This is a genomic window from Thioclava marina (assembly GCF_002020135.1).
Classification (GTDB): Bacteria; Pseudomonadota; Alphaproteobacteria; order Rhodobacterales; family Rhodobacteraceae; genus Thioclava; species Thioclava marina.
Genome location: NZ_MPZS01000001.1, coordinates 2,042,429 through 2,065,838 on the forward strand (window position 1 = coordinate 2,042,429; position 23,410 = coordinate 2,065,838).

The 23,410-nt window shown below is 64.4% G+C and carries 28 protein-coding genes; 13 read left to right on the plus strand and 15 right to left on the minus strand.

The annotated features are described in order from the left end of the window. Positions 1-21 precede the first annotated feature (21 nt). Entirely contained in the window at positions 22-1,071 is a 1,050-nt protein-coding gene (gene mutY, locus BMG00_RS09895) for an A/G-specific adenine glycosylase (RefSeq protein WP_078574172.1), read from the minus strand. A gap of 85 nt (positions 1,072-1,156) precedes the next feature. Here mutY and BMG00_RS09900 point away from each other — a divergent pair, with 85 nt between their 5' ends. Both BMG00_RS09900 and BMG00_RS09905 read left to right on the plus strand, forming a co-directional pair. After that, a complete protein-coding gene (locus tag BMG00_RS09900) occupies positions 1,157-1,702 on the plus strand; it encodes a DUF721 domain-containing protein (RefSeq protein ID WP_245794981.1) in 546 nt (181 codons plus the stop codon). Positions 1,703-1,705: 3 nt separating this feature from the next. Further along, positions 1,706-2,386 carry a DsbA family protein gene (locus BMG00_RS09905; RefSeq protein ID WP_078574174.1) on the plus strand — a complete coding sequence of 227 codons (681 nt, stop codon included), beginning with the start codon at positions 1,706-1,708 and terminating at the stop codon, positions 2,384-2,386. Positions 2,387-2,437: 51 nt separating this feature from the next. Here the strand turns inward: BMG00_RS09905 and lpxK are convergent, their stop codons facing one another. From lpxK to BMG00_RS09925, 4 genes are all read right to left on the minus strand, one after another. Then, positions 2,438-3,427, minus strand: coding sequence for a tetraacyldisaccharide 4'-kinase (gene lpxK / locus BMG00_RS09910; protein ID WP_078574175.1), 990 nt, complete (start codon positions 3,425-3,427; stop codon positions 2,438-2,440). Continuing rightward, positions 3,427-4,653, minus strand: coding sequence for a 3-deoxy-D-manno-octulosonic acid transferase (locus BMG00_RS09915; RefSeq protein WP_078574176.1), 1,227 nt, complete (start codon positions 4,651-4,653; stop codon positions 3,427-3,429). The genes lpxK and BMG00_RS09915 overlap by 1 nt, the downstream gene beginning before the upstream one ends. Before the next feature lie 24 nt (positions 4,654-4,677). Next, complete coding sequence (locus BMG00_RS09920) at positions 4,678-4,935, minus strand: DUF4170 domain-containing protein (protein WP_078526950.1); 258 nt, start codon at positions 4,933-4,935, stop codon at positions 4,678-4,680. An 88-nt stretch (positions 4,936-5,023) separates the two neighbouring features. Beyond that, positions 5,024-5,845 carry a sugar phosphate isomerase/epimerase family protein gene (locus BMG00_RS09925; RefSeq protein ID WP_078574177.1) on the minus strand — a complete coding sequence of 274 codons (822 nt, stop codon included), beginning with the start codon at positions 5,843-5,845 and terminating at the stop codon, positions 5,024-5,026. A gap of 76 nt (positions 5,846-5,921) precedes the next feature. Between BMG00_RS09925 and zapE the strand changes: the two genes are divergently transcribed. Continuing rightward, positions 5,922-7,013, plus strand: a complete 1,092-nt coding sequence (zapE, locus tag BMG00_RS09930) for a cell division protein ZapE (RefSeq protein ID WP_078527268.1) — start codon at positions 5,922-5,924, stop codon at positions 7,011-7,013. Here zapE and BMG00_RS09935 read toward each other — a convergent pair. From BMG00_RS09935 to BMG00_RS09950, 4 genes are all read right to left on the minus strand, one after another. Beyond that, positions 7,010-8,032, minus strand: coding sequence for an LLM class flavin-dependent oxidoreductase (locus BMG00_RS09935; protein WP_078574178.1), 1,023 nt, complete (start codon positions 8,030-8,032; stop codon positions 7,010-7,012). The genes zapE and BMG00_RS09935 overlap by 4 nt on opposite strands. 93 nt (positions 8,033-8,125) lie before the next feature. Next, a complete protein-coding gene (locus BMG00_RS09940) occupies positions 8,126-9,397 on the minus strand; it encodes a bifunctional folylpolyglutamate synthase/dihydrofolate synthase (protein WP_078574179.1) in 1,272 nt (423 codons plus the stop codon). Between the two features lie 139 nt (positions 9,398-9,536). Then, positions 9,537-10,466: an acetyl-CoA carboxylase, carboxyltransferase subunit beta gene (gene accD / locus BMG00_RS09945; RefSeq protein ID WP_078526982.1), complete on the minus strand. Its 930-nt coding sequence runs from the start codon at positions 10,464-10,466 to the stop codon at positions 9,537-9,539. 67 nt (positions 10,467-10,533) lie between these two features. After that, the gene (locus BMG00_RS09950) at positions 10,534-11,415 is read right to left on the minus strand and encodes a CPBP family intramembrane glutamic endopeptidase (RefSeq protein ID WP_158521709.1); all 882 of its coding nucleotides are present in this window, start codon (positions 11,413-11,415) and stop codon (positions 10,534-10,536) included. A 194-nt stretch (positions 11,416-11,609) separates the two neighbouring features. Here BMG00_RS09950 and BMG00_RS09955 point away from each other — a divergent pair, with 194 nt between their 5' ends. Continuing rightward, complete coding sequence (locus BMG00_RS09955; RefSeq protein ID WP_078526986.1) at positions 11,610-12,368, plus strand: TSUP family transporter; 759 nt, start codon at positions 11,610-11,612, stop codon at positions 12,366-12,368. On the opposite strand, the gene BMG00_RS09960 is transcribed toward BMG00_RS09955, so the two are convergent. Beyond that, on the minus strand, positions 12,365-13,690 hold the full coding sequence (locus tag BMG00_RS09960) for a FliI/YscN family ATPase (RefSeq protein WP_078574181.1): 1,326 nt from the start codon (positions 13,688-13,690) through the stop codon (positions 12,365-12,367). The two genes, BMG00_RS09955 and BMG00_RS09960, sit on opposite strands and share 4 nt — an antisense overlap. Positions 13,691-13,771: 81 nt before the next feature. Between BMG00_RS09960 and BMG00_RS09965 the strand changes: the two genes are divergently transcribed. Genes BMG00_RS09965 through BMG00_RS10005 form a run of 9 tightly spaced genes read left to right on the plus strand, consistent with a single transcriptional unit; the run spans position 13,772 to position 18,314 of the window. Further along, positions 13,772-14,158: a FlgB family protein gene (locus tag BMG00_RS09965; protein WP_078526990.1), complete on the plus strand. Its 387-nt coding sequence runs from the start codon at positions 13,772-13,774 to the stop codon at positions 14,156-14,158. 2 nt (positions 14,159-14,160) lie between these two features. Further along, positions 14,161-14,553, plus strand: coding sequence for a flagellar basal body rod protein FlgC (flgC, locus tag BMG00_RS09970; protein WP_078526992.1), 393 nt, complete (start codon positions 14,161-14,163; stop codon positions 14,551-14,553). A gap of 17 nt (positions 14,554-14,570) precedes the next feature. After that, on the plus strand, positions 14,571-14,861 hold the full coding sequence (gene fliE / locus BMG00_RS09975; protein WP_078526994.1) for a flagellar hook-basal body complex protein FliE: 291 nt from the start codon (positions 14,571-14,573) through the stop codon (positions 14,859-14,861). Further along, positions 14,861-15,127 carry a flagellar biosynthetic protein FliQ gene (locus BMG00_RS09980; RefSeq protein ID WP_078574182.1) on the plus strand — a complete coding sequence of 89 codons (267 nt, stop codon included), beginning with the start codon at positions 14,861-14,863 and terminating at the stop codon, positions 15,125-15,127. Before fliE ends, BMG00_RS09980 begins: the two co-directional genes overlap by 1 nt. 1 nt (position 15,128) lies before the next feature. Further along, a complete protein-coding gene (locus BMG00_RS09985; protein ID WP_078574183.1) occupies positions 15,129-15,845 on the plus strand; it encodes a flagellar hook-basal body complex protein in 717 nt (238 codons plus the stop codon). Between the two features lie 12 nt (positions 15,846-15,857). Then, complete coding sequence (gene flgG, locus BMG00_RS09990; RefSeq protein WP_078527000.1) at positions 15,858-16,643, plus strand: flagellar basal-body rod protein FlgG; 786 nt, start codon at positions 15,858-15,860, stop codon at positions 16,641-16,643. Beyond that, entirely contained in the window at positions 16,643-17,062 is a 420-nt protein-coding gene (gene flgA, locus BMG00_RS09995) for a flagellar basal body P-ring formation chaperone FlgA (protein ID WP_078527013.1), read from the plus strand. The genes flgG and flgA overlap by 1 nt, the downstream gene beginning before the upstream one ends. A 10-nt stretch (positions 17,063-17,072) precedes the next feature. After that, positions 17,073-17,798: a flagellar basal body L-ring protein FlgH gene (gene flgH, locus BMG00_RS10000; protein ID WP_078574184.1), complete on the plus strand. Its 726-nt coding sequence runs from the start codon at positions 17,073-17,075 to the stop codon at positions 17,796-17,798. 9 nt (positions 17,799-17,807) lie between these two features. Then, on the plus strand, positions 17,808-18,314 hold the full coding sequence (locus BMG00_RS10005) for a flagellar basal body-associated FliL family protein (protein ID WP_078527017.1): 507 nt from the start codon (positions 17,808-17,810) through the stop codon (positions 18,312-18,314). Positions 18,315-18,322: 8 nt separating this feature from the next. Here the strand turns inward: BMG00_RS10005 and BMG00_RS10010 are convergent, their stop codons facing one another. Genes BMG00_RS10010 through BMG00_RS10030 form a run of 5 tightly spaced genes read right to left on the minus strand, consistent with a single transcriptional unit; the run spans position 18,323 to position 23,379 of the window. After that, the gene (locus BMG00_RS10010; protein ID WP_078527019.1) at positions 18,323-18,664 is read right to left on the minus strand and encodes a hypothetical protein; all 342 of its coding nucleotides are present in this window, start codon (positions 18,662-18,664) and stop codon (positions 18,323-18,325) included. After that, a complete protein-coding gene (locus tag BMG00_RS10015; RefSeq protein ID WP_078527021.1) occupies positions 18,661-19,740 on the minus strand; it encodes an EscU/YscU/HrcU family type III secretion system export apparatus switch protein in 1,080 nt (359 codons plus the stop codon). Before BMG00_RS10015 ends, BMG00_RS10010 begins: the two co-directional genes overlap by 4 nt. After that, on the minus strand, positions 19,737-20,513 hold the full coding sequence (locus BMG00_RS10020) for a flagellar biosynthetic protein FliR (protein WP_078574185.1): 777 nt from the start codon (positions 20,511-20,513) through the stop codon (positions 19,737-19,739). Before BMG00_RS10020 ends, BMG00_RS10015 begins: the two co-directional genes overlap by 4 nt. Continuing rightward, positions 20,510-22,594: a flagellar biosynthesis protein FlhA gene (flhA, locus tag BMG00_RS10025; protein WP_078527025.1), complete on the minus strand. Its 2,085-nt coding sequence runs from the start codon at positions 22,592-22,594 to the stop codon at positions 20,510-20,512. The genes BMG00_RS10020 and flhA overlap by 4 nt, the downstream gene beginning before the upstream one ends. After that, entirely contained in the window at positions 22,594-23,379 is a 786-nt protein-coding gene (locus tag BMG00_RS10030; protein ID WP_078527027.1) for a transglycosylase SLT domain-containing protein, read from the minus strand. The genes flhA and BMG00_RS10030 overlap by 1 nt, the downstream gene beginning before the upstream one ends. Between the last annotated feature and the right edge of the window lie 31 nt (positions 23,380-23,410).

Genomic DNA, 23,410 nt, shown 5'->3' on the forward strand with positions numbered 1-23,410 from the left:
AGGCTAACCCGTTTCAATCGCTCAGGCTTGCGGCCAATCGGCGCTTTGGGCGGCGTCCCAGACCTTGCGCATCAGCGTGGGCAGATCGGCGGGGCGGAAGGTGTCGCGGGGGGTGAGGCCGTCTGTATCCGCTCGCGCAACGTGGACGCTCAGGATCAGGTGGAAATGGGTGAAGGTGTGGCGCACCTCCATCGGGGATTCGACCCAGTCCGCTGCGAGCGGGGGCGTCGGGGTCGGCGCTTCGGACCAGTCCGAGCCGGGAAAGCCCAAGGTGCCCCCGAGCAGCCCCTTATCCGGACGCCGTTCGAGCAGCACATCGCCTGCGGCGTTCATCACCACATAAGCGAAGCCCCTGCGTGTCGGTTTCTCTTTCTTCGGTGCTTTACGGGGCAGGGTCTCGGCAATCCCTCGGCTGCGCGCATCGCACTCCCCCACCAGGGGACATCTCCCGCAGGTCGGATTGCGCGGGGTGCAGATCGTGGCGCCGAGATCCATCATCGCCTGTGCGAAGTCGCCCGGCCGGGACCGCGGAGTGATTTCAGCCGTGAGCGCGGTCAGTTCCGGCTTTGCAGCCGGAAGGGGCGTCTCGACGGAGAACAGTCGGGAGACCACGCGCTCCACGTTGCCATCGACCACCGCGACCGGCTCGTCATAGGCGATCGCGGCGATGGCGGCGGCGGTGTAGGGGCCTATACCGGGGAGCTTTTGCAGCTCAGTTGCCGTTCCCGGGAACACGCCATCCAGATCCTGAGCCACCACGCGCGCGCATTTCAGCAGGTTCCGGGCGCGGGCGTAGTAGCCAAGCCCCGCCCATTCGGCCATGACATCCGCATCCTCGGCCGACGCAAGCGCCGCGACATCCGGCCAACGCTCGGTGAAGCGCCGGAAATAGTCTCGCACCGCAGCCACCGTGGTCTGTTGCAGCATGACCTCGGAGAGCCACACGCGATAGGGATCGGGCACCACGCCCTCTGCGAGATCAGCAGGCGACACACGCCACGGCAGTACACGCGCATGAGCATCGTACCATTTGAGCAGGCTTTCGCCGATTGCCCCTTTACCGTCACGCAATGTTTATGCTCCCCTCTTCAGGATCGGTTGGCCCGACCCGATGTGCTGCTTAGAATGGGACGGATCAAGAGGAACTTCGCCCTGTATGAGTAAGAACGATCCGCAATCCCCGCCCGAAAGGCGCATGCGTGGCTTCGAGGCCGCAGGTCGGCTTCTGCGCAACCGGATTCGTTCGGCGGGCGAGGCGCGGGGTTTCGCGGTGTCGCGGCTTCTGACGCATTGGGCCGAGGTGGTGGGCGAGGACACGGCCGCACAATGCCGACCCGTCAAGATCGGCTATTCGAAAGGCGGGCTCGGGGCGACGCTGACGTTGCTGACGACCGGAGCGGCCGCGCCGATGCTTCAGATGCAGCTGCCGCAGATCCGCGAGAAGGTGAATGCCTGCTACGGGTATAATGCGATCTCGCGCATCTCGCTGACCCAGACCGCGCCGACCGGCTTTGCCGAAGGTCAGGCGCAATTCACTCCGAAACCGAAGTCTGAACCGCGCGCGCCCGATCCGCGTATCATGGCCAAGGCGCATGAGCAGGTCGCCGATTGCACGGACGAGGGTCTGAAATCGGCGCTGGAACAACTGGCAAGAAACGTTCTATCGAGGTCCGCAGAGCGGGCCGGACAGAAGAAAGGCTGATACATGAGCAAATCTCTCTCGATCCTTGGCGGCATGGCCGTCGCGGGCGTTCTCGCCGCGGGCGGCTGGTATGCCAGCCAGCACAGCGAGGCGAGCCTGATCACCGCGGCGCAGGCGCAGGAAGCGAGTGCGGAGCAGAGCACCGTGCAAACACTTCCCGACGTGGTTCTGGGCCAGGAAGACGCACCGGTGACGGTGATCGAATATGCCTCCTACACCTGCCCGCATTGTGCGGACTGGCACGCCGGGGAATTCCCGAAGCTGAAGGCCGAATATATCGACACCGGCAAGGTGAAGTTCATCCAGCGCGAAGTGTATTTCGACAAGTTCGGTCTTTGGGCCGGGCTGATCGCGCAATGCGGCGGCGACATGAAATACTACGCCATCTCGAACATGCTCTATGACAAGCAGCGCGAGTGGATCGGCGACGGCAAGCAGCAGACCATCGTGAACAATCTGCACAAGATCGGTCTTCAGGCCGGTCTCACGAAGGATCAGATCACGACCTGCATGAACGATGAGAAGCGTGCCGAGCAGCTCGTCGCGACCTACCAGAAGAACGCTTCGGCCGACAAGATCGACGCGACGCCGAGCTTCATCATCAACGGGACGAAATACTCCAACATGTCCTGGGGTGACTTCAAGAAGATCCTCGACGACGATCTGGCGAAAGCCGCCAACTGATCGCGTCGGCATTCGACGTCAGGCCGGTCCCGCGGGGCCGGCCTTTTTCTGTCAGAGCCCGAGTTTTTCGAGTGCGGCGTTGATCGCGGAGGGCTCGGATATCTCCAGCCGCACCGGCAGCGCCAGCACTTTCGGCCGGAAGCTCGCGGGCAGGCGCACGGCATCTTTCTCGGTCGTCACCATCTGCGCGCCCAGAAGCTGTGCTTCGGTCTCGATCCGGTGCAGGAGGCGTGGGGTAAAGGGCTGGTGATCTTCAAGCGCCTCTCCGCGCACAAGATTGGCTCCGAGGTCGCGCAGGGTGGCGAAGAATTTCTCGGGGTGACCGATGCCGGCAAAGGCGAGCACGGCCAATCCCTCCCAATCCATCCCGGTTTGAAGCGGCGCCAGGAACCCGGTCAGGTGGGGTTTCAAAATTCTGGAACCCCAGAAAGCAGAGAAATCATTCTGCGCTGTCTCGCCGCCGATGGAGAGCACAAGATCGGCGCGGGCCAGGCCAGCTTCCACCGGCTCGCGCAGCGGTCCGGCGGGCAGGCAACGGCCATTTCCGAAACCCTTGTGCGCATCGACCACGACGATCGCGAGATCCTTCTCCAGCGCCGGGTTCTGATGCGCGTCGTCAAAAATGATCGCCTGCGCCCCGGCCGCCACCGCCGCTTGTGCTCCTGCTGCGCGGTCCTTGGCGACCCAGGTCGGCGCGAAAGCCGAGAGGAGCAGCGGTTCGTCACCGGTCTGATCGGCGCTGTGCTCGCGCTCGTTCACCTGCACCGGGCCTTCAAGCGAGCCACCATAACCGCGCGTGACGACATGGGCGTTGACCCCGCGCGCGGCGAGGTGCTGCACCAGCCAGATCACCGTGGGCGTCTTGCCGGTGCCGCCTGCGTTGATATTGCCGACCGAGATCACCGGAACGTTGAGCCGCAGCCCCGCCTGACGTACTCGCTTGCGCGTCATTGCGGCATAAACTGCGCCGAGCGGGCTCAGAAGCCGCGCGCGCAGCGCTGGCGCATCGGGGCGCGTGAACCAGAACGCCGGCGCTCCCATCAGGCTGCCCTCGACGGCTGCGCGCCCGACAGGATCTCGGTCAGATCGCGCGCCACGGTTTCGACAGCTCCCGCGCCGCCGGACGTCACCGCCCAGGCATTATGCGCCAGTTGCGCGGACCGCTCCGGCGAAATGAGATCCGCCAGCAATTCCGGAAGGTCGTCGGAGGTGCGCACGCCGCGACAGGCTTTGGCCCCTTCGAGACGGAGATATTCCGCGCGATAGGGCTCGAGACTGGGTCCATGGACGATAGCCGAGCCAAGCGTCGCGGCCTCGATCGGCGTGCGCGGGTTCTTGGCCTTGCCCGACAGCGTCCCGCCCATGTAGCTCAGTGCGGCCAGCCGGTACCACAGCCCATATTCGAGCGCGTCATCGGCAATGAAGATCTCGGTTGTCGGCTCGGGTTCGCCCTCGAGCGAGCGCCGCGCGACCGACCAGCCCTCGGCGCCGAGGCGTTCGGCAAGGGGGGCTCCGTCCTCCTCGAGATCGGGCGCCAGCAGCAGCAGCAGGCGATGGGCGTGGCGCTGGGCATAGCGATGCGCGGCCAGAACGGCATCGAGCTCGTCCTCGGGCACCGCAGCGGCGAGCCAGACCGGGCGCGCCCCCATCGATTCCGCCATCGAGGCGCGCTCGGCCTCAGAGCTGTAAAGCGGCTCGGGCGGCTCGCTCATCGCCGCATCGCTGACCGAGATCATCGGTCCCGAGAGGCGATCGCTTACCAGCGGAAGGCTGTTGCTGTCGCGCAGATAGATGCGGTCGAATTTCTCAAGCAGCGTCAGGGTCGCGTCGTCGAGGCGCAGGTGCTGCCCCTCGCCGAAATGCGCATCGGCCATGATCAGCGAAACCGAGAGGCGTTCGGCCTCGGTCACCAGCGCCGCGGACATCTCGTCGCCCATCACCAGCACCAGATCGGGGCGCCACGCCTCGAGCACGAGCCGGATCGAGGCGGGACGATCTTCGGGGCGCGGCAGGCAAAGCGCGCCCTCAGGCAGAGAGCGCGGCTCCGATGCCCCCTCGGGCAGGGTCAGCACGATCCGGGCCTCGGGCATTTTGGCCGCGATGCGACGCACCAGCACCGCAGCTGCCTTGGCGTTTTTCCGCCCCGACCAGACCCAGAGGAACGGCCCCTCCCCGCGCGCGATCCCGGCCGCGGCTTTCGCCTGTGGCCCGGCCGGACGCAGCGAGGCCAGTCGCAGCCGAAGCCAGAGGGGAAGGGATCGCACCATCTATCGACTGCCTCGCGCGTCCGCTCAGCCGCCGAGTTCTTCGGTGGTCGAAACTTCGAGCTCTTCGTCGCGCAGACGATGCAGATGCGCGATGAAATAGCGCGTATGGGCGTCGTCCACCGTACGCTGCGCCTCGGCCTTCCAGGCCGCATAGGCGGAGGCATAGTTCGGGAACATGCCGACGATATGGATATCTTCCACATTCTTGAACTCGGTGCGGCTCGGGGTCACGAGTTCGCCGCCGAAGACGAGGTGGAGACGTTGCGGGGTCGGTTTGGCCATGATCACTCCTGTCGGCTTTTTCTGCGGCGCAGAGACTACGCTTTGCCCCCGGGCTTCACAAGGCAGGGACCGGACCTGCACGAAGCCGTTACCGCGCAAGACCCAGTGATGCCAGATAATCCGCGCCCTTGCGCAGGCCAACCTCGTCATTCACCTCGAGGATCAGCCTCGGCATCTCCGGCAACTTGTTCAGCGCGGCGAAGACCGAATGCCAGGCGATCGTGCCCTCTCCCGGATGCCAGTGCCGGTCGCCATAGCCGTCGATATCCTGAAGATGGACGTGTTGCAGCGCGGTGCCCGCCGCATGGACGAACACGTCCACAGGCGGCGCGCCGCAGCGACGGTGCATGAATTGCGCGTGGCCCGTGTCGAGAGAGACTTTCACCGCCTTGCTCTTCATCTTCGCCGCCAGATCGACGCGCAGCCCCGGCGTGATGTCCTCGACATTCTCGATCACCAGCGTCACGCCCAATTCCTCGGCGCGATCAATCACCGGGGTCAGGACATAGCGGACCCGTTCCACCTGGATGAACCCGATCGCCGGGTTTTGTTGCAGGTCGGTCTCTTTCCAAAGCGAATAGGGCGAATGGATCACCATCTGGTCGCCGCCCAGCTCTGCGGTGATCTCCAGCACCCGCAGCATTCTTGTGCGGATAACCTCGATGATTTCGGGGTCGGCGCAATCGATATTGAAGGAGGTGAAAGGCCCGTGCAGCCCCAGCCGCCCCTCATAGCCGTCAAGCAGCTCCTTGGCGCGGGCCACCATCTTGCGCAGGTCGGCGTCGGAGGAATTGGGCCAGCAAAAGCTTTGCAATTCCAGATCCCGCTGATCGGCAAGGATCCAGTCGCGGTGATGGGCGAACATGTCGAGGCTCAGCGCGGCGCCGAGCACAGGCAGATCTTTGGCCATGGGGTCCTCCTTGGCGCCGATGCTCGCGCAAGCGGCGGGGCTTTTCAATCCCGCGAGCGCGCTATATCGGAACCCCATGAAACGCAGCTTGCCCGAATTTTACGACATGATGGTCGCGCAAGGGGATCTGAACCCCGATGCCGCGCAGCGCGCCGTCCTGCCGAAGCTCGAAGAGATCCGCGTCGCGCTCGAAGCGGCCCCCAAACCCGAACCCGCGAAACGCGGGTTTTTCTCGCGAAAGGTGAAACCGGTCGACGGCGTGCGCGGGCTTTATGTCTGGGGCGGGGTCGGGCGCGGCAAGTCGATGCTGATGGACATGTTCTTCGGCCAGACCGACGTGCCCAAGCGCCGCGTGCATTTCCACGCCTTCATGCAGGAGATCCAGGGCAAGCTGGAAGACGCCCGCCGTGCCAACACGATCGACGCGATGCGTCCGGTGGCCGAGGAGGTCGCGGGCTCGCTGCGGCTGCTGTGCTTCGACGAGATGCAGATCACCGACATCGCCGATGCGATGATCGTGGGACGTCTCTTCGAGGCGCTGTTCGAGCGTGGCGTGACCGTGGTCACCACCTCGAACCGTCCGCCGGAAGACCTTTACAAGAACGGCCTCAACCGCCAGCTCTTCCTGCCCTTCATCACGCTGATCCGCGACAAGCTCGACGTGTACGAACTGGCCTCCGAGACCGATTACCGACAGCACCGCCTGTCGGGCGAGCAGGTCTATTTCACCCCCGCTGGCCGCGAGGCGCGCGCGAAAATGGACGCGCTTTGGGACGAGCTGACGGGGCATGACGCGGTGCATACGCTCGAACTGACCGTGAAGGGTCGAAAGGTGGAGCTTCCGCATTTCCATGCGGGCGTCGGGCGTGCGAGTTTCTGGGATCTGTGCGCGCAGCCGCTCGGCCCCGCCGACTACCTCGCCGTGGCCGATGCGGTGCGCGTGTTGCTGCTCGACGATATCCCGCTGTTATCCGCCTCGAACTTCAACGAGGCCAAGCGTTTCGTGACGCTGATCGACGCGCTCTACGAGGCGAAGGTGCGTCTGATCTGCTCGGCCGCCGACGAACCCGAACGGCTCTATGTCGAGGGTGAGGGCACGTTCGAATTCGAACGCACCGCCAGCCGGCTGCGCGAGATGCAAGGCGCGGATTGGGCCGCAGAGGCCTAGGCCAGCATCTCCGCCAGCAGCGGGCGCACCTTCGTGCCGTAAAGCTCGATCGTCTTGCGCAGATGCGCGGGGTCCTGCGGCCCGCCGCTATATTTCAGCGTGAAGCGCGACAGACCCAACGCCTTGACCGTCCGCGCGATCTTGCGCGCCACGGTCTCGGGGCTGCCGATATAGAGTGAGCCGTGTTCGATCTCTGACAGGTAGGCTTCGCGCCGGAACGGCGGCCAGCCGCGCGAGCGCCCGATCGCGTCATGCATGCGCGCATAGCCTTCGTAATATTCCTCGCGGGCGATCTCGTCCGTCTCGGCGATATGGCCCGGGGAGTGCACGCCGATCCTGCCCGGTTTGGTTCCCATCTGTGCATGGGCGCGGTGGAAAAGGTCCACGTGAGGCCGGAATCGGGTCGAATCCCCGCCGATGATCGCAATCATCAGGTCCATCTGCATCGCTGCGGCCTCGACCACCGATTGTGGTGTGCCGCCGACCCCGCGCCAGATACGCAGTGGCGTTTCGGGGCGCGGATAGACGGTGACGTTTCTCAAGGACGGTCGGGTCTGGCCTTCGAAGCTGACCTTCTCTTGCGTGGCCAGAAGGTGCAGCAATTGCGATTTCTCGGAGAACAGCACTTCGTAATCGTTCAGATCGAACCCAAAGAGCGGAAAGCTCTCGGTGAAAGAGCCGCGCCCGATGGTGATTTCGGCGCGTCCGGGCGCCAGCGCGTCGAGCGTCGCGAAACGCTGGAAGACGCGGATCGGATCGTCCGAGGAGAGCACGGTGACCGAGGTGCCCGCCTTGATCTTGGCGGTGCGGGCCAGGATCGCGGAGAGGATCGGCTCGGTCGAGGCGATCGCGAAATCGGGGCGGTGATGTTCGCCAAGCCCGATGTAATCGAGCCCGACCTGATCGGCGAGTTCCCCCTCGGCGAGCGTATCGCGGATCACCTGCGCATGACTGCGCAAGAGCCCGTCCGGCCCGCGTGTCACATCTCCGAACGTGTCGATCCCAAGCTCAAGCTGCATGGCTGTCCCCTTCGCTGTTCGTGCAAAGGATAGGGGCGGGGCAGGCGCAATGCCACCGGAGTTGCTGCACAGAAAGCGTGCGAGCTCGCAGCCTCAGCCGTTCTCGCGCAGGATGCGTCCGGCAAGATAGAGCGAGCCGCAAATGAGGATTCGGGCCTGCGGATCGGCGGCGACGATTTCGGCCAGAGCGACGCCGACGGAGGATGACGGGCTGGCCTGCATCCCGACGGCGCGGGCGGCCTCGGCGGTGGTCTCGGCGGGCAGCGTGTTCGCCTCGCCCGGGATCGAGACGGCATGCAGCATGGCGGCATGGGCTGCGAGCGGGCGCAGGTAGCCGGTCACGTCCTTGGTGTTGAGCATGCCGCAGATCAGGTGGGTCGGGCGTTTGGGCATCCGCGCAAGCGTTGCCGCGATCGTGTCGCCCGCCGCCGGATTGTGCCCGCCATCGAGCCAGAGCTCGGCTTTGGGCGCGGCCTCGACCAATGGCCCGTGGCGCAGACGCTGCATCCGGGCGGGCCATTCGGCTTGTGTCACGGCAGCCTCGCAGGCGGCCTCGTCGAAGCCCAGGTGCCGCAGGGACGCCAGCGCCGCCCCGGCATTCATGATCTGATGCGGGCCGGGCAGGTTCGGCAGCGGCAGGTCGAGCAGGCCGGCCTCATCCTGGAAGATCAGCCGGTCGCGCTCCTCCCAGACCTGCCAGTGCTGTCCATAGGCAAGGACCGGCGCGCCGAGACGCTCGGCCTTCGCCTCGATCACTTCGAGGCTGGCCTCTTGCTGCGGGCCGACAATGCAGGCCACGCCGCGCTTGATGATCCCGGCCTTCTCGCCGGCGATCTCGGGGAGCGTTTCGCCCAGGAATTGCTGATGGTCGATCGAGACCGGCGTGATGATCGTGAGCGCGGGGCGGTCGATCACATTCGTCGCATCGAGCCGCCCGCCAAGCCCGACTTCGAGCAAGGTGAAATCGGCAGGGGTGCGAGCGAAGGCCAGAAGGGCAGCGGCGGTCGTCACCTCGAAGAAGGTGATCGCCTCGCCACCATTCGCGGCCTCGACCTCGTCGAGAAGCGCGGCCAGGTCGGTCTCAGAGATCAGCTCACCGGCCAGACGGATCCGTTCGTGAAACCGCGCCAGATGCGGTGAGGTATAGGCATGGACGCGCTTGCCAGCCGCCTCCAGCCCCGCGCGGATCATCGCCTGGGTCGAGCCCTTCCCGTTCGTGCCTGCGATATGGATCACCGGCGGAAGGTCGTGCTGGGGGTTGCCGAGGGCGGCGAGCAGCCGCTCCATCCGGTCGAGGGACAGATCGATGACTTTCGGGTGCAGCGCCATGAGACGCTCGAGGATCACGTCGGAAGCGTCGGTCATGGGCGGGCCTCGGGGCTGAAACGAAGAAAAGGGAGGGGGCTCTGCCGCCGAGCGCTGAGGCCCGCAGGAGTTGAGCGAGAGGGGGCTCTGCCCCCGCGGCTTGCGCCGCCCCCCGAGATATTTTCATCAAGAAGAAGGATCAGGCCTTCGTCTCGGCCTCCGCCGCAGAAGCCTCGTCCGCGGCCTGTTCGGGCGCGGGCAGATCGCCGACGACGGCGGGCGGCAGGTTCATCAGCATGCGCAGGATGGTGATCAGTTCTTCGCGCATTTTCGTGCGATGGGTCACGCGGTCGAGCATGCCGTGATCGAGCAGGTATTCGGCGCGCTGGAACCCCTCGGGGAGTTTTTCGCGGATCGTCTGTTCGATCACGCGCGGGCCAGCAAAGCAGATCAGCGCGTTGGGTTCTGCGATGTGGACATCGCCCAGCATCGCATAGGAGGCCGTAACCCCGCCCGTGGTCGGGTGGGTGAGCACGACGATATAGGGCAGCCCTGCTTCCTTGAGCATCTGCACCGCGACGGTGGTGCGCGGCATCTGCATCAGCGACAGGATGCCTTCCTGCATCCGCGCGCCGCCTGCCGCCGAGAACAGCACCAGGGGGCGCTTGAGCTTCACCGCTCGTTCGGCCGCCGCGATGATCGCGTTGCCGACATACATACCCATCGAGCCGCCCATGAAGGTGAAGTCCTGCGCAGCCGCGACGATCGGCGTGCGGCCGATCTCGCCCTCGGCCACGAGCATCGCCTCTTTCTCGCCGGTCGATTTCTGCGCCGCCTTCATCCGGTCGGGATAGCGCTTCTGATCCTTGAAATGCAAAGGATCGGTGATCGGCTCGGGAACCTTCACCTCGGAGAAGATGCCTCCGTCGAAGAGCGCTTCGAACCGCGTGCGCGGCGTGATCGCGAGGTGATGGTCGCAATTCGTGCAGACGTTCAGGTTCTCGGCAAGCTCGCGGTGGAACAACATGGTTCCGCATTCGGGACATTTCGTCCAAAGGTTCTCGGGCACTTCGCGGCGCGAGAACAGCGAGTTGATCCGCGGGCGGACATAGTTGGTGATCCAGTTCATCGGCAGGCCTCTCGCAAGGGGCGGTGTTCGCTCCAGCCCAGATACGCCGGGGCGGCGGGAATTGCAATCAGACCCGCAAGGCGAGCCGGGCGATCAGCCAGCAGATCACCACATTGAGCATGTCGAACAGGAGCCAGGGTGCCATATCGAACCCGCTGCGGGTATTGATCACAATCGTGTAGAGGGCGAGCCCGTCGAGCTGGCCATAGAAGCCCACGAGAAAGAGCGATCCGAAATTATTGGCGAAATGAAGTGCCAGGGCCGCTCCGAGATTTCCGGTGCGTGCGGTGAGGTCGGCGGCGAAGCAGCCGAAGGCAAAAGCCCAGAGCGCGGGCCAGATCGCGAGGCTGCCATATTCGCCGGGCGAAAAATGCAGCAGCGCGAAGAGCGCGGAGGGCAGCACCATCCAGACCAGTGGATTGCGCGAGCGCGCGCCGAGCTGCTGGAGAAGGTAGCCGCGAAAGAGCACCTCTTCAGCAGTGATCTGTATCGCGAGAAAGGGCACGGCCATCGGTGCCCAAGTCAATACCACCGGGAGGGGGTTTGACCGACCGGTATCGGCACTCAGGAGCGCCAGCGCAAAGGTGAGCAGGGAAAACAGCAAAAGCCACGGCAGCAGGAGGCGCAGCGAGTGGAGCGTGCCGGGGCCGAATAGCGTCGCGGCGGAACGGGCGTGAAACTTGCGGGTCACGAAAATCGTGCCGAGCAGGAGCGGCGCGAAAGTGAGCAGAAGGATGACCAGCCCACGCGGCGTAGACCCCGACGCGATCTCGTTCATCAGCCGCAAAAGCATGATGTCGGGCATGCTGCGCGACAGGACGATCAGCAGCCCCCAGCCCGCGGCGAGATAGATCATCACGATTGCCGCCGCCCCTAGCCCGCTGCGCCAGAGTTCGGACTGCGGGCGCGCCGGGGCGAGAAAGCCTTCGAGCGCGCTATAGCTGCGCATCAACATATTCACCGAAACACGCCCGGGGGTATCTGGGCCACTGGGGTGGCGGTGTCGGCAAGGGAGATACTCATGATGCGATCCGGCTTCGGTTTCCTTCTGATAGCGGGTCGCTGCGGGGCGAGGCAACGGGCTTTACTTTCGGCAAACTGCGGAGGAGAAGGGGAGGCTTTGAGAGATTGCGCGGCGCTGCGATGTTCGAACTTCCCCTTGATCTGGTCCTGATGCTCGTGGGCGCGGCCTTCGCGGCAGGTTTTGTCGACTCGATCGCAGGCGGCGGTGGGCTGATCACGGTGCCGGCGCTGTTGCTGGCGGGGGCCCCTCCGGTTCAGGCGCTCTCGACCAACAAGGTGCAGGGAACATTCGGGGCGGCGACCGCGGCGCTTTCCTATGCGGCCTCGGGGCGGGTCGATCTGCGCAAACAGATCCCGGCGGCCGGGATCTCCTTTCTCGGCGGTCTTGCCGGGGCGCTTCTGGTCTCGAAGATCCCGACCGAAATGATCGAGCGCGTGCTGCCCTTCGTGCTGATCGCAATCGCCGGTTTTTTCGCATTGCGCCCGGGGCTTGATGACACGGACCGGGTGCAGCGGATCTCGCCGATGCTGTTCATGGCGGCCTTCGTGCCGGTGATCGGCTTCTATGACGGGCTGGTCGGACCCGGCACGGGAGCGTTCTTCATGATCGGCTTCGTCACACTGGCGGGCTATGGGGTGCTCAAGGCCACCGCGCATACGAAACTGCTGAACTTCTCGTCGAATATCGGGGGGCTTGCGGGCTTCATGCTGGTCAGCTCGCCCTGGTGGGGCATCGGCATCGCGATGGGGATCGCGCAGATGGCCGGCGCGCGGCTTGGCTCGCGGCTGGCGATGCGGGTGGGCGCAAAGCTGATCAAACCGCTGCTGGTGACGACCTCGACCCTGCTGGCGCTGAAGCTGATCTGGGAAATGCTTTAACTCTCGACTTGCGCGAGGATCGCGGCGAGGCGGGCGAAACTGCCCGCCGTCCCATCGGGCGCATCCTCGGCGATGAAGGCATCGAGTTCGGGCCAGACCTTGAGTGCAGCATCCACCATCCGATCAGAGCCCGAGGCGTAAAGCCCCGCCTGGATCATCATCTCCGCCCGATCATAAGCGCCGAGCAGCGCACGGGCCTTGCCGATCAAGCGGTTTTCCTCGGCGCTCGCCGCATCGGGTAACGAGCGCGAGACCGATCGCAGGAGGTTGATCGCCGGAAACCGCCCGCGCTCGGCGATCTCACGCTCCATCACCACATGGCCGTCGAGCACGCCGCGCAGGATATCGGCCACGGGTTCGTCCATGTCCGAGCCCGCCACCAGCACCGAGAAGACCGCCGTGATATCGCCCGCGCCTTCCCCACCCGGGCCGGCCCGTTCACCCAGCGCCATGATCTGATAAGAGGTCGAGGGCGGGTAGCCGCGCAGGCTCGCAGGTTCGCCCCCCGCCAGTGCCACCTCGCGATGCGCCTCGGCAAAGCGGGTGACCGAATCTGCGAGAAACAGCACATGTTGCCCCTGATCTCGGAAATATTCGGCCACGGCCATCGCGGCCCAGGCGCAGCGGCGGCGCACGAGCGGAGACTGGTCGGACGTCGCCGCGATGATCACCGCACGCGCCATGCCTTCTGGCCCGAGCGTCTTTTCGACGAATTCGCGCAGCTCGCGCCCGCGCTCGCCAATGAGCGCGATTACCACCACATCGGCCGAAACACCGCGTGCGAAACCCGCAAGCAGCGAGGATTTCCCGACGCCGGACCCTGCGAAGAGACCGATCCTCTGGCCGCGCGCCAGCGGCAGCATCGCGTTGAAGACGGCAAGACCGGTCTCCAGCCGCTCACCCAGCCGCTTGCGTTGCGCGGCCGGTGGCGGGCTTGCGCGCAGCGCCCGCTCTGCCGCGCCATGGACAAGCGGGCGCCCGTCGAGGGGCTTGCCGAACGGGTCCACGACCCGTCCGATCCAGCTGTTATGGGGGGCGATCCCGCTTTGGCCAAGAAGCTCAACCTCGTCGCCGATCGCGACCCCGTCCGCCGCACCATCGGGTAGCACCGTCACAGCCCCGGGTGCGAGCGACAGCACTTCGGCCCCGATCTCGTGCCCACCCTTGCAGCGGATCACGGTGCGGTCGCCAAGGGTTGCGCGCCGCGCGAGGCCCGTCACCTCGATCATGCCGCGCCGCACCTCGGCCACACGCCCGACGGCATGAACCGAGCCGATGCCGCGCATTTCCGCGCGCAGCAGATCAAATCCAGCAAATGCCATTCAGGCCCTCCGGTGTTCTCGAAACGTTTTCTAAACGATTCGCTCTTAAAGCTTGGTTGATAGCTCGGAGGAGAAGCCCCGATGTTCGAGAACCTTGAGATCATGCAAATGGCCCGTGCGATGGCGACCCACGCCTCCGCCCGCCAGAATGCCGTGGCTCAGAATATCGCCAATGCGGATACGCCCGGCTACGCCGCGCGCGACCTGCCCGCCTTCGCCGAGATTTACCGTTCAGAAGCCACCCCTGATCTGCGCGCCACCCGCGCGGGTCATATCGGGGCGGATCATAGCGTGACAACCGGGCCGCAGACCCGGATCGAGCCGGGCGCGACCTCGCCGGACGGCAATGCGGTCTCGCTCGAAGAGGAGATGGTCAAGTCGGTAGAGGTCAAGCGCCAGCATGACCTCGCGCTTGCGATCTATCGCTCCTCGATGACGGTGCTGCGCACCTCCCTTGGCAGAGGCTGACGATGAGTGATTTCACCAATTCCATGGCGCTCTCGGCTTCGGGGATGAAGGCCCAGTCGATGCGGCTGCGCCATACCTCCGAGAATATCGCGAACGCGGACACTCCCGGCTATCACCGCAAGACCACCTCGTTTCAGGAGGTGGTCGAAGGTGGCGAGACGACAGGACGGGTGCAGCTTGGCCCGGTCCAGCTCGACCGGCGCGAACTGACCCGAATCTACGATCCCGGCCACCCGATGGCCGATGAGAGTGGCCACTACGACGGCTCGAATGTCGATCTGGTGGTCGAAATCGCTGACGCGCGCGAAGCGCAGCGCAGCTACGAGGCGAATCTGCGCATGTTCGATCAGGCACGGCAAATGTCGTCGTCGCTGCTCGACCTGCTTCGCCGCTAGGATGGAGGAGATCCAGAATGGATGTGAAAACCTCTCTCGCAACGCAAAGCTACGCCCAGGCCCGCGCCGCAGCGTCCCCCAAGCCGCAATCGGCCGGGCCGGGCAACCTGTTCCAGCAGGCGGCCAATTCCTTCGCCGAGACAGTGAAGGCGGGCGAGGAAACCGCCAAATCCGCGATGACGGGCGGTGCGGACCCGCATGCGTTGGTGGAGGCCCTGGCGCAGACCGAACTGGCCGTGGAGACGGCGGTGACCGTGCGCAACAAGGTCGTCGAGGCCTATCAGGAAATTCTCAGGATGCCGGTCTGATGCACGATGCGATCTTCTTCGACACGCTCCGTCAGGGGCTCTGGATCGCGGTGATGATCGCCGCGCCGCTCCTGTCGGTCGCGCTGATCGCGGGCGTCGCGATCGGTCTCTTTCAGGCGCTGACCTCGGTGCAGGAAATGACGCTCACCTTCGTGCCCAAGGTCGGTGCGATGCTGATCGTCTTCTGGGTGTCGATGTCCTTCATGTCGAGCACGCTGGTCGATTTCTTCCGCAGTACGCTCGTGCCGATGATCGCGGGGTTCTGAGATGGATAACGCGATCTACACCACGCTCACCCGCCAATCCGGCCTGATGCAGGAAATGCGCGCCGTGGCGAATAACATCGCCAATGTCTCGACCACCGGGTTCCGGCGCGAGGGCGTCATCTTCTCGGAATATCTCGCGGGGCTGGAGGGGAACGAGCCCTCGCTCTCGATGGCCTACGCCCACGGACGCCATGTCGACCAGAGCCAGGGCGGGCTGACCCGCACCGGCGGCACCTTCGATTTCGCGATCGAGGGGGAGGGGTTCTTCATGATCGAGACCCCGCAGGGCAATCAGCTCACCCGCGCGGGTAGCTTCATCCCCTCGCCCGAGGGCGAATTGCTGACGCCCGACGGGTTCCGGCTGCTCGATCCGGGCGGCACGCCGATCGCCATCCCCTCAGGTGCAAAGGATGTCGCGCTCGCCGCCGATGGCACGCTATCCGCAAGCGGAGACCCGATCGCTCAGGTCGGCATCTTCACTCCCAATGACCCGAACGGGCTGCGCCATGTCGGCGGCACACGCTTCACCGCCGAGGCTGGCGCCGAACCCGTCGAAGGGGCGGTGCTGATGCAGGGATATCTCGAGGAAAGCAATGTCGATCCTGTCTCGGAAATCGCCCGCATGATCGAGGTCCAGCGTGCCTACGAGATGGGGCAGGCCTTCCTCGACCGCGAGGATGAACGAATTCGCGGCGTCATCTCGACGCTCGGACGCTAACAGGAGGCACCGATGAGAGCCCTTCAGATCGCAGCCACCGGAATGAGCGCGCAGCAGATGCGCGTCGAGGTCATTTCGAACAACCTCGCGAACATGTCGACGACCGGCTACAACGCGCGCCGCGCCGAGTTTGCCGACCTGCATTACCAGCAGATGACCCGGCCCGGCACGATCAACGCGACCGATGGTACGACGATTCCCGCTGGTGTACAGCTCGGTCTCGGGGTCCGGCCCACCGCTGTCACCGTGAACCTCTCGCAAGGTTCGCTTACGGCGACGGGGGGCGATCTGGACGTGGCGATCGACGGCACCGGCTATCTCGAAGTCACGCTGCCCTCCGGTATCTCGGCCTACACCCGCGACGGGGGGCTCAAACGCTCTGCCGAGGGGCAGATCGTGACCTCGGACGGCTATCCGGTCGTGCCCGATATCACCATCCCCGACGATGCGCGCGCAGTTGCGATCAATGCCGACGGCGAGGTCTACGCCTATTTCAACGATCAGGTGCAACCACAGCTTCTGGGGCAGTTCACGCTGGCGAGCTTTACCAATGAGAAGGGGCTCGAGGCGATGGGATCGAACCTTTTCCTCGAAACCGGTGCCTCGGGGCCGCCCAATGTGAACACGCCCGGGCAGGATGGTCTGGGTACGTTGCGTCAGGGCTATCTTGAGGAAAGCTCCGTCGATCCGGTGCGCGAGATCACCGAGCTGATCAAGGCGCAGCGCGGCTACGAGCTCAACGCCAAAGTCATCACCGCGGCTGACCAGATGCTCGCTGCCACGACACAGGTGCGCTGATGAAAAGCGCCCTTGCCCTTTTGCTAATTGCCCTGCCCGGGGTCGTCCCGGCCGAAATTCTTGTCGCGAAGCGGACCTTGCGTGCACAAAGCGTAATCACCGCGGAGGACGTTGTGCTGCAAGCCGGCGAGGCGCCCGGCATTCTCGCAGCGCCCGAGGAAGCGGTGGGTTTCGAGACCCGCGCGATCATCTATGCCGGTCGCCCCATTCGCTATGGCGATCTTGGCGCCCCCGCGATTGTCGAGCGCAACCAGATCATAGCGTTGGTCTATCGACAGGCGGGGCTCGAGATTCGCACCGAGGGCCGTGCGCTGCAACGTGCCGGCGCGGGGGAAACGATCCGCGTGATGAACGCCGCCTCCAAGGCCGTCGTGAGTGCGCGGATCGCGCCCGATGGCTCCGCCCATGTTTCAAAGTGAGGACCTGCCGATGAAATCCCCCGCCCTCCTCCTCCTGTCGATCGCGCTCATGGCATGCGGGCGGCTCGAACAAGTCGGCAAGGCGCCGGCCTTCACTCCGGTCGAGAACGGAAACGAGTTCTTCGCGATGTCGGCCCAGCCGATGCCCCGGACCACCGAGGCGCACCCACCGATGCAGGAAGCTTCGCTCTGGTCGGGCGCGCGAAACTCGCTTCTGGGCGATCGGCGCGCGGCCCAACGCGGCGATATCCTGACCGTCGTGATCGAGATCGACGACAAGGCGGAGATTTCGAATTCCACCGGGCGCTCGCGGGCGGGCACAGACAGTATGGGCATTCCCTCGATGCTCGGGATTCCGCAACGCATCGACGGACGTCTTCCCGACGGTGCCTCCATGGCCGATGCCTATGCGACGAATTCGGCCTCGAGCTACAAGGGGGACGGGCAGGTCTCGCGCAACGAGAAACTCACGCTTCGTATCGCCGCGACGATCATCGAGACCCTGCCGAACAGTGTGCTACGTATCCAGGGCAGTCAGGAGGTGCGCGTGAATTACGAGGTGCGCGAGCTGATCGTGACCGGTTTCGTGCGCCCCGAGGATGTCAGTCGCCAGAACGAGATCACCTATGACAAGATTGCGGGCGCGCGGATTTCCTATGGCGGGCGTGGCCAGATCAGCGATGTGCAGCAGCCGCGCTATGGGCAGCAGGTCGCCGATATCCTCCTGCCGTTCTGAGGTGTTGCGATGCTGGGCAAGATCCTCCCCGTTCTTCTGGCGTTGATCGGTCTCGCCGGGGGTGGCGCCGCAGGCTATTTTCTGCGCCCGCCACCCGCCTCGCCTGAAACGGCGGATGAGTGCGCACCTGCCGATCTTCATGCCGCGCCGGTCGGGCAAGCGCATGGTGACGGTCATGGCGACGCGGTCGCGACTTCCGAATTCGTCAAGCTCAACAACCAGTTTATCGTGCCACTCGTGACCGACGGGCGTGTGTCGGGGCTGGTGATCTTGTCGCTCTCGCTCGAGGTGAGGGTGGGCGAGACCGAAACCGTCTATCGCGCCGAGCCCAAACTGCGCGACGCTTTTCTCCAGGTGCTTTTCGACCACGCCAATGCCGGCGGGTTTCGCGGGGTCTTCACCGGCAGTGCGAATATGGACCTGCTGCGCACTGCGCTCACCGAAACCGCACGACAGAACATCGGCCCCGGTGTGATCGCCGTTCTAGTCTCCGACATCGTGCGTCAAGACGGCTAAGCCACGGTTCAGCGGGTCTTGGCGAGCTTTCGCAATACATCGTGACGACCGAGCGCCCGCGCGGCGGCTGCTTTCTGGGCTGCGATCTCTGGTTGCAAAAGTTGGCGTGCGGCCATGATCCGCCTCTCCTCGACCGAGAGCAGCCGCAGATAGCCGAGCGCGCAAAGCCCCGCTTGCGGATCGGTCGCGAGATGGGCATGAGTTTCTTGCTTTTGCGCCTCCAGCATCCCGAGGTGATCGCGCATCTCGCAATCGCGGGCGGTTAGGGCCGCGAGCTTTGCTAGCTCTGCTTCGCGCTGCATCTGTGCCAGCCGCGCTAGCGCTGCCAAGCGGTTCGATTTCTCGCTCATAGCCCGCGCTCCTTCGCGCGCTTGCGCATCCGCTCGGCGAAGCGGATCGCGGCGGCAACGGGTTTATAGTGCTCGGGCCGGATCTCGGCGCCGATATCGATCACCGCAAAAATCGCGCGCGCGGTCGGTGGATCGGAGTGGATGGGCACGCCGTTCTCGGCCGCGACTTCGCGAATGCGCGCGGCGATCTCGTCGACACCTTTCGACAGACAGACCGGTGCCCGACCCGAAGCCCGATCCCATTTCAGCGCAACCGCGTAATGGGTCGGGTTTACGATCACCACATCGGCCTTGGCGGTCTCATGCACCGATTGCCCCAGCGCGAGCTCCATCCCCCGTTGGCGACGTTGCGCTTTGAGATGGGGATCGCCCTCGGACTGTTTCATCTCGTCCGTCAGTTCCTTGCGGGTCATCCGGTTGCGGCGCAGAAACTCCGCCCGCTGCCAGAGGTAATCTGTCGCCCCGATCGTCGCGGCGAGCGCTGTGACGATCAGCAGAAACTCCACCAGCATCCTGAAAAGCGCTTCGGTTGTTTGCGCGGGCGCAAGTCGCTGCGTGAGCAGGATCATATCCATGCGATTTGCGAGAAAGATGCCCAGCACGATTGCGATGACGGTGAGTTTGGTCACGCTTTTGGCGAATTCGAACAGACCCGTGCGACCGAATTTCTGGCCCGCATTCGCGATCGGGTTGATGCGGTTGAGCTTGGGACGGATTTTCTCCGGGGCGACGACGATGGCGCGTTGCGCCCAATAGGCCACAAGCGCCGCGATCATCGGCAAAAGCAAAAACGGGGCTGCGGGGAGGAGCAGACCCAGGATCAAACTTGCCCCGGAGGCGGTCCCCCCTGCGAGCAGCGTATCAGATAGCCCATCGGCTTGCTCGAGCATCACCATGGCGCGGGTTCCGAAACTGGCGAGACTATGCGCCCCGATGCCCAGGATCGCGATGAGGAAAGCCCCATAGACTGCCGCCACCGAAATTTCCGAGGACCGCACGAGGTCGCCTTTGCGGCGCGCTTCCTCAAGTTTGTGAGGTGTCGGCTCGTATTCTTTTTCGCCAGCATCCTCGCTCATCTTGGTGTCCCGAACGGGTTCATGAGGAAGTCGAGCACAGCCTCGCGCCAGATCACGATCGCACCGGGGGCGGCGATAGCGAGAAGGATGAGCCCGCCTGCAGTCAGCGCCGGCGCGCCGACGAAAGCGACCATCAGTTGAGGCATGGCGCGGTTGATCGCGCCAAGCGCCACATTGTAGATCAGCCCCGTCACCACGAAAGGCGCGGCGAGAATGAAGGCCAGCGAGAAAGCGTGGGCGATGCCAGAGAGCCCCCACTGGCGTAAATCGTCGGCCGCGGGCAGCCCACCGGCCGGAAGGACCCGATAGGATCCGAGCAGAAACTCGATAAGGTGCAGGTGATAGCCGAAGCTCATCAGCGTCGCGATGCCCGCGATCAGCAGGAGGTTTCCGATCGCCGGTTGCGGCTCGCCCCCCATTCCGCCGAGAAGTTGCGACAGTGACGTGGCCTGAGCCGCGATCGTGCCCGCAATCTGTAGCGCGAAGACGAAGGCGCGAAGTCCCAGCCCGAGAAAGAGGCCGACCGCGATCTCGGTCGCGATCCAGAAAGGTGGGCCCGAGCGGCTGGAAAGCGGCGCGAGATCCCGGGTCGCTGCGGGCAGAAGGACGAGAGTGAGGCCGAGGGAAATCACGGTCTTGATCCGTGCGGGCAAGCTCGTCTCGCCAAATCCCGGCGCCATCGAAACGAGACCGCCGATGCGCAGCAAAAGGGCAAACCCGGTGAACAGGAACACCTCTGCGTTGCGCAACAGCTCGGCGAGCAAATCCGTCACGCCGCCACCACGCCGACCATTGCCGGTTGCGCCTCGAGCCCGATTTCCTCGTAGCTCAGGACTGGCGCGCTCAACCCTTTTGCGGTCATCACCGTCTTGAGGAAACGTCGCCGCCGGCCCGAGGTGACGAGAGCGGGAAACACCCCTGTCTTGCCGGCCATCGCGAGCCGGTCCGAGATATTCGCGGCCAGCTTGTTGAACAGATCGGGCGGCAGCGCCACATCGCCCGCGGCGTCGCCACCGATGGTATAAGTACCGAAGCGCTCTTCCCAGTCGGGTGCGAGCTGGATCAACGGGATCGTGCCATCCTCGCGGCGCAGTTCGGCCACGAGTTGGAAGCCGAGCCTCTGGCGGACATGTTCGCTGATCAGCTCGGGCGATTGCAGGGCACGGACCTCGGCGATGGCCTCGATGATCAGGAGCAGATTGCGGACCGACACGCGCTCCTCGAGCAGCAGCCGCAGCACGGCAAGCAGCAGGTCGACCGGAACCTTGTCCGGGATCATCTCGTCGAGCACCCGACGATTGGCCTCCGCGCGCACGGGATCGGAAAGGTTTGCGACCTCGGCGAGCAGGCGGCGCAACGCGCGCAGCGTCATCAGTCGTGAAAAATTCGCCTTGATCACCTCCAGAAGATGCGTCGCGAGCACCTCCGTCGGCCCGACCACGGTCGAACCCGCGAGCGCTGCATCTTCCTGTCGCGTCGCGGGCACCCACAGCGCCGGCGCTCGAAACACCGGCTCGCGCACCTCTGTGCCTTCGGGCAGAAAATCGCGATTGTCGGCGATCAGCGCGAGCACATGATCAGGAAAAAGCCTGTCGCGGGCCTGCTCGACACCTTGAATGCGGATCCGGTAGTGACCCGTTTCGAGCGTTGCGTCATCGGTCAGCCGAATTTCGGGCAGGATCAGTCCGAAATTCGCCGCAACGTGATTGCGCATGTTCGAAATGCGCGCATCAAGCCCGGTCGCGGGGTCGAGTGCCATCGCCACGAGATCGGGTGCAAATTCGACATGGATGTCGTCGATGTCGAGCACATCCCCCATCGATTTGCGCTTCGGCTCGACCTCCGGGCCAGGCATTTTCATCGCCTCGCGCCGCGCGCGCGCCTTCGCCGCGCGGTTCAGCATATAGGCCGCCCCACCGAGCAGCGCCGCGCCCATACTGAAGGGAATGAAAGGAAGGCCCGGCACGAGACCGAAAAGGGCCATCAAGACAGCGACCGTGGTAAGCGCAGGTGGGTATTTTCCGAGTTGACGGAACAGCTCGAAATCGGCCGAGCCCTTGGCGCCGCCGCGCGAAAGCAAAATCGCCGCTGCGATCGAGATGATGACTGCGGGGATCTGGCTAACCAACCCGTCGCCGACTGTCAGGATCGAGTAGGTTTCGAGCGCGCGATTGAGCGGCATCCCGTGGACGACCGTGCCGATGATCAGTCCGACGACAAGGTTGAGCATCGTGATCAGCAGTCCCGCGACCGCATCGCCCTTGACGAATTTCGACGCGCCATCGAGCGAGCCGAAGAATGTGGTTTCCGCCTGTTCGCGTTCTCGCCGTTCGCGCGCCTCGGCATGGTCGATCGCGCCGGCATTCATGTCGCTGTCGATGGCGAGCTGTTTTCCGGGCATCGCATCGAGCGCAAACCGCGCGCCGACCTCGGCCATCCGTCCTGCGCCTTTCGTGATCACGATGAAGTTGACGATCAAAATCACGCAGAAGACTACCAATCCGATCAGGACGGAGCCGCCCATGATGAAATTCGCGAAGCCTTCGATGACGTCGCCCGCTGCGCCGGTCCCGGTATGGCCCTGTCCGATGATGAGTTTCGTCGAGGTCACGTTGAGCGAAAGCCGCAACATCAGCGAGGCGAGGAGGATCGTGGGAAAGGCCGAGAAATCGAGAGGACGTTCGATGAAAAGTGTGACGGTGAAAATGAGGATCGCGAGGGCGAAGGACGCGGCCAGGCCAACATCAAGCACCCAGGCGGGCACCGGCAGGATCATCATCGCGATGACGGCCATGAGGGCGAGTGAAAGCAGGATGGTCGGTTGGAAGATGCGGCGCAGCAAAAGCGAAGGCATCACATCTCCCCATGCTTCGCGACCGCGGCTGCGAAGAGCGAAGCCCCGGATGCTCCGCCCATGGGTGGGGGCTCACCGCTTTTTTGCAGGAGCGGGTAGGAATTCATGCGCGGCCGTGACGGGACGACGGCCTGTTGAGCGGAAACGATGTCCGGAATCTCCGGAACCTCGGAGAAATTTGCCTGTACTGGTTGAAGATCTCGCGCTGGTCCCGTCGGGACGTTCGATTGTGGGCGGTCTTCGCGATGAAGCTTCGCCCGGAAACGGTCAAAGCGCGCCGCATAGCGCTCTGCATGGATTTTCGTGCGCGAGTGATAGGCCCCCGCGGCGCGTGACCAGTCTTGCATTTCATCATGGAGCTCGCGCAGAAATCGGGCCGCATAGCGCGCATTCGCAAGCGGGTCGAACATCTCCTCGATCGAGGAAAAATGCTGCCCGTGCCATTTGTAATTGATCTGAAAACAGCCGACGTCGAAGCTGCGAGCGCCGCGCTTGTACTCCTTGAAGACGTAGCGCAGGGCTTCATCCCGCGTTTCAAACCAATGCCCCGCGCCTTCCATATTCACAGTCCAGGCCCAGGGGCGAAAACCGCCTTCGGATTTGCGCCCCGTCTCGTTTAACGAAATCGCCTTGAGAACGGAGACAGGTACATTGCTTTCGCTGGCGACTTCTTCCGCGACTTTCTCACAAAGAGAAGCAGGCGTCTCGGCGTGACCCGCCCGTGGAATGGCCGCCGCGATTTCAAAGACACCAAAGGCGAAGACTGCCCGACCGAGCCTGTGCATGGGTTATCCCTTTGCGTCGCAATTCTTGCTC

Excerpts from the sequence above, each read along its gene's own strand:
- BMG00_RS09900 (WP_245794981.1), top strand. The coding sequence starts at position 1,157 with ATGAGTAAGAACGATCCGCAATCCCCGCCCGAAAGGCGCATGCGTGGC.
- BMG00_RS09905 (WP_078574174.1), top strand. The coding sequence starts at position 1,706 with ATGAGCAAATCTCTCTCGATCCTTGGCGGCATGGCCGTCGCGGGCGTT.
- lpxK (WP_078574175.1), bottom strand. The coding sequence starts at position 3,427 with ATGGGAGCGCCGGCGTTCTGGTTCACGCGCCCCGATGCGCCAGCGCTG.
- BMG00_RS09915 (WP_078574176.1), bottom strand. The coding sequence starts at position 4,653 with ATGGTGCGATCCCTTCCCCTCTGGCTTCGGCTGCGACTGGCCTCGCTG.
- BMG00_RS09920 (WP_078526950.1), bottom strand. The coding sequence starts at position 4,935 with ATGGCCAAACCGACCCCGCAACGTCTCCACCTCGTCTTCGGCGGCGAA.
- BMG00_RS09925 (WP_078574177.1), bottom strand. The coding sequence starts at position 5,845 with ATGGCCAAAGATCTGCCTGTGCTCGGCGCCGCGCTGAGCCTCGACATG.
- zapE (WP_078527268.1), top strand. The coding sequence starts at position 5,922 with ATGAAACGCAGCTTGCCCGAATTTTACGACATGATGGTCGCGCAAGGG.
- BMG00_RS09935 (WP_078574178.1), bottom strand. The coding sequence starts at position 8,032 with ATGCAGCTTGAGCTTGGGATCGACACGTTCGGAGATGTGACACGCGGG.
- BMG00_RS09940 (WP_078574179.1), bottom strand. The coding sequence starts at position 9,397 with ATGACCGACGCTTCCGACGTGATCCTCGAGCGTCTCATGGCGCTGCAC.
- accD (WP_078526982.1), bottom strand. The coding sequence starts at position 10,466 with ATGAACTGGATCACCAACTATGTCCGCCCGCGGATCAACTCGCTGTTC.
- BMG00_RS09950 (WP_158521709.1), bottom strand. The coding sequence starts at position 11,415 with ATGCGCAGCTATAGCGCGCTCGAAGGCTTTCTCGCCCCGGCGCGCCCG.
- BMG00_RS09955 (WP_078526986.1), top strand. The coding sequence starts at position 11,610 with ATGTTCGAACTTCCCCTTGATCTGGTCCTGATGCTCGTGGGCGCGGCC.
- BMG00_RS09960 (WP_078574181.1), bottom strand. The coding sequence starts at position 13,690 with ATGGCATTTGCTGGATTTGATCTGCTGCGCGCGGAAATGCGCGGCATC.
- BMG00_RS09965 (WP_078526990.1), top strand. The coding sequence starts at position 13,772 with ATGTTCGAGAACCTTGAGATCATGCAAATGGCCCGTGCGATGGCGACC.
- flgC (WP_078526992.1), top strand. The coding sequence starts at position 14,161 with ATGAGTGATTTCACCAATTCCATGGCGCTCTCGGCTTCGGGGATGAAG.
- fliE (WP_078526994.1), top strand. The coding sequence starts at position 14,571 with ATGGATGTGAAAACCTCTCTCGCAACGCAAAGCTACGCCCAGGCCCGC.
- BMG00_RS09980 (WP_078574182.1), top strand. The coding sequence starts at position 14,861 with ATGCACGATGCGATCTTCTTCGACACGCTCCGTCAGGGGCTCTGGATC.
- BMG00_RS09985 (WP_078574183.1), top strand. The coding sequence starts at position 15,129 with ATGGATAACGCGATCTACACCACGCTCACCCGCCAATCCGGCCTGATG.
- flgG (WP_078527000.1), top strand. The coding sequence starts at position 15,858 with ATGAGAGCCCTTCAGATCGCAGCCACCGGAATGAGCGCGCAGCAGATG.
- flgA (WP_078527013.1), top strand. The coding sequence starts at position 16,643 with ATGAAAAGCGCCCTTGCCCTTTTGCTAATTGCCCTGCCCGGGGTCGTC.
- flgH (WP_078574184.1), top strand. The coding sequence starts at position 17,073 with ATGAAATCCCCCGCCCTCCTCCTCCTGTCGATCGCGCTCATGGCATGC.
- BMG00_RS10005 (WP_078527017.1), top strand. The coding sequence starts at position 17,808 with ATGCTGGGCAAGATCCTCCCCGTTCTTCTGGCGTTGATCGGTCTCGCC.
- BMG00_RS10010 (WP_078527019.1), bottom strand. The coding sequence starts at position 18,664 with ATGAGCGAGAAATCGAACCGCTTGGCAGCGCTAGCGCGGCTGGCACAG.
- BMG00_RS10015 (WP_078527021.1), bottom strand. The coding sequence starts at position 19,740 with ATGAGCGAGGATGCTGGCGAAAAAGAATACGAGCCGACACCTCACAAA.
- flhA (WP_078527025.1), bottom strand. The coding sequence starts at position 22,594 with ATGCCTTCGCTTTTGCTGCGCCGCATCTTCCAACCGACCATCCTGCTT.
- BMG00_RS10030 (WP_078527027.1), bottom strand. The coding sequence starts at position 23,379 with ATGCACAGGCTCGGTCGGGCAGTCTTCGCCTTTGGTGTCTTTGAAATC.